Annotated in this window: 3 protein-coding genes; 2 read left to right on the forward strand and 1 reads right to left on the reverse strand. The window is 54.8% G+C overall.

What is annotated here, in order from left to right; translation table 11 throughout:
- A partial coding sequence (locus A8B84_RS09950) for a LysR family transcriptional regulator (RefSeq protein ID WP_138118292.1) occupies positions 1–365 on the reverse strand: 365 nt, incomplete at its 3' end.
- A 320-nt stretch (positions 366–685) separates the two neighbouring features.
- On the opposite strand from A8B84_RS09950, the gene A8B84_RS09955 reads away from it, so the two are divergent.
- The coding region (locus A8B84_RS09955) for an aromatic ring-hydroxylating oxygenase subunit alpha (RefSeq protein WP_227513980.1) at positions 686–1,335 on the forward strand (650 nt) is incomplete at its 3' end.
- A 303-nt stretch (positions 1,336–1,638) separates the two neighbouring features.
- Positions 1,639–2,144 (forward strand): aromatic-ring-hydroxylating dioxygenase subunit beta (locus A8B84_RS09960; RefSeq protein ID WP_064232335.1); only part of this gene is annotated, 506 nt, incomplete at its 3' end.

Raw genomic sequence — 2,144 nt, forward strand, 5'->3', positions numbered from 1 at the left:
ACCTTCACCTCAGGATAGTCCTGTTTGAATTGCAGGAGAACCCGGGGAATCGTGTCCAGAACGCCGGACCCGAAAACCGCTAAGTCAAGCCGCCCCAGGCGCCCTTGGCTCGCCCGTTGGGTTTTCTCTGACGCCTGCTGTACCAGTGACAAGATATTGCGGGCCTCTTGGGCGAGCAGTTCACCAGCCTCGGTTAGCTCCATGCCCCTGGGAGTGCGGTTAAACAGCTGGACCTCAAGTTCTTCTTCCAGCTGTTTGATCTGCCTGGTCAGTGGTGGTTGAGAGATATGGAGCTGGGCTGCGGCGCGTCCGAGGTTTCGCTCTTCAGCAACCGTTAAAAAATATCGCAGTTTTCGCAGGTCCATATTATCCCCATGCCTCTCGATTATATTAAAACGGTATCGGAAAGCCATTTAAATGGTATTGGACGGTATGCTGTGGTGTTTATAAAGTCAAGTCAATAGCGAGCCAACAGTCGAGTCGAAGGGGCGAAAAGTGGGCATCAGTTGCAGGCGCGCAACAATGGCCTCACTTAACCGGCTCGTCGCACTCTTTAGTTTTTCACGATTAGATGTTTAACCGGCCGATTGGTCAGGCAAGTTCTGTTGACTCGCTCTCATGTTTATGGTCCATTGATTTGACCAAGTGGTTGCTTGATAAGCTGAGATTAAATTTGGAGAAGGTTATGACATCCTCAATTCCCGCGATCAATGTTGACGAGGCGCCTGATTACAGCGATCTGGTCCGCAGGGATCGCGTGCACGGTTCTCTCTATACAAGTCCGGCGGTTTACCGCGATGAGCTGGAGCGAATTTTTTACGGCGGTTGGGTATACGTTGGCCACGAGTCTGAGATTCCGGAAAAGGGCAATTTCGTGCGACGGACCATCGGCGAAGAGCCGGTTCTTCTGGTGCGTGACAAAAAGGGCGAGCCGTTGGTGCTCAAGAACCGCTGTGCCCACCGTGGCAATCTGGTGTGCAGTGAGCATCGGGGCAAGGCGAAGAACTTCATGTGTCCTTACCACGGTTGGGTGTACGGCCTCGATGGCAGTCTGCTGGATGTGCCCTATCCAAAAGGCTTTACCAGGGAGCGAGAGGGCTTCGGTCTGCAGGTTCTGCCATTGGTCGAAAGCTATCGAGGATTTGTGTTCGCAAGCTTTAATGCGGAAGCCGGCAGCCTGGCGGATCACCTCGGTAACGCTACAGATGCCCTTGACCGCGCCGTCGAGATGTCCCCGTCTGGGGATCTGCGGCTGACCGCTGGCTGGGTCAAGCACAAATTTGGCGCGAACTGGAAAATGCTGCCGGAGAACGACACCGACGGGTATCACGTTAANNCTTCCCGACGCCTCCCGCTTCCCGGACTACGTAAAGCAACTGGAAGAGGCCTATGGCCACGAGCGCGCTCACGAAATTTTGCGTGCGGGGCCACCTCACACAGTGATCTTCCCGAATCTGTTCCTGGGTGAAATGAATATCGTCATATTTCAGCCCGCTGGTCCCAACGAATGTGTTCAATGGCACACGCCCCTGTTGCTGGGNNGAAACGACCAATCGGGGTTTTTGGCGTCACTACCAGAGTGTCATGAGTCGTTAAGAGTGGTGTATCGCCACCGAGTAAAAAGTCCAAGGAGCCGAAATGCAATTAGTATCACACGATGAACAGCGCCAGATTGAGGCCTTCCTCTATCGCGAGGCGCGCTTGGCGGATGAATCACGCTACGAGGCGTGGGAAGCCCTGGTCGATGACGACATGTACTACTGGGTACCCATTGGTGACAGTGATGGGGAAGGGGGTCTTCGGGTCTCGGTTACGGCTGACAACCGTCAGCGGCTGGCCACCCGTATTGCTCAGCTAAAGACGGGAATGCGTCATTCCCAGCTGCCCGTCTCTCCCATGCGTCGGGTGCTCTCGAACATCGAGATTGAAACGATCGAAGAGCCTGTCAAGCCGGGCACCCGTGAGTATCGGGTGGGTGCCAACTTTGTCCTTTACGAGCTTCGTGCTCAGTCTACCCATAAGATGGAGGTCTGGCCTGGCAGGGTGGAGTACAGCTTGCGGGTAGGCGATGACGGCGAGTTTAAGATGTTCTTCAAGAAGGTCTTGTTGGTGCACGGCTCCGAGCCGCTGTCCACTTTGGGCTT

Origin of the sequence: Marinobacter sp. EhC06, assembly GCF_001650915.1 — a bacterium.
In the GTDB taxonomy this organism is placed as follows: domain Bacteria; phylum Pseudomonadota; class Gammaproteobacteria; order Pseudomonadales; family Oleiphilaceae; genus Marinobacter.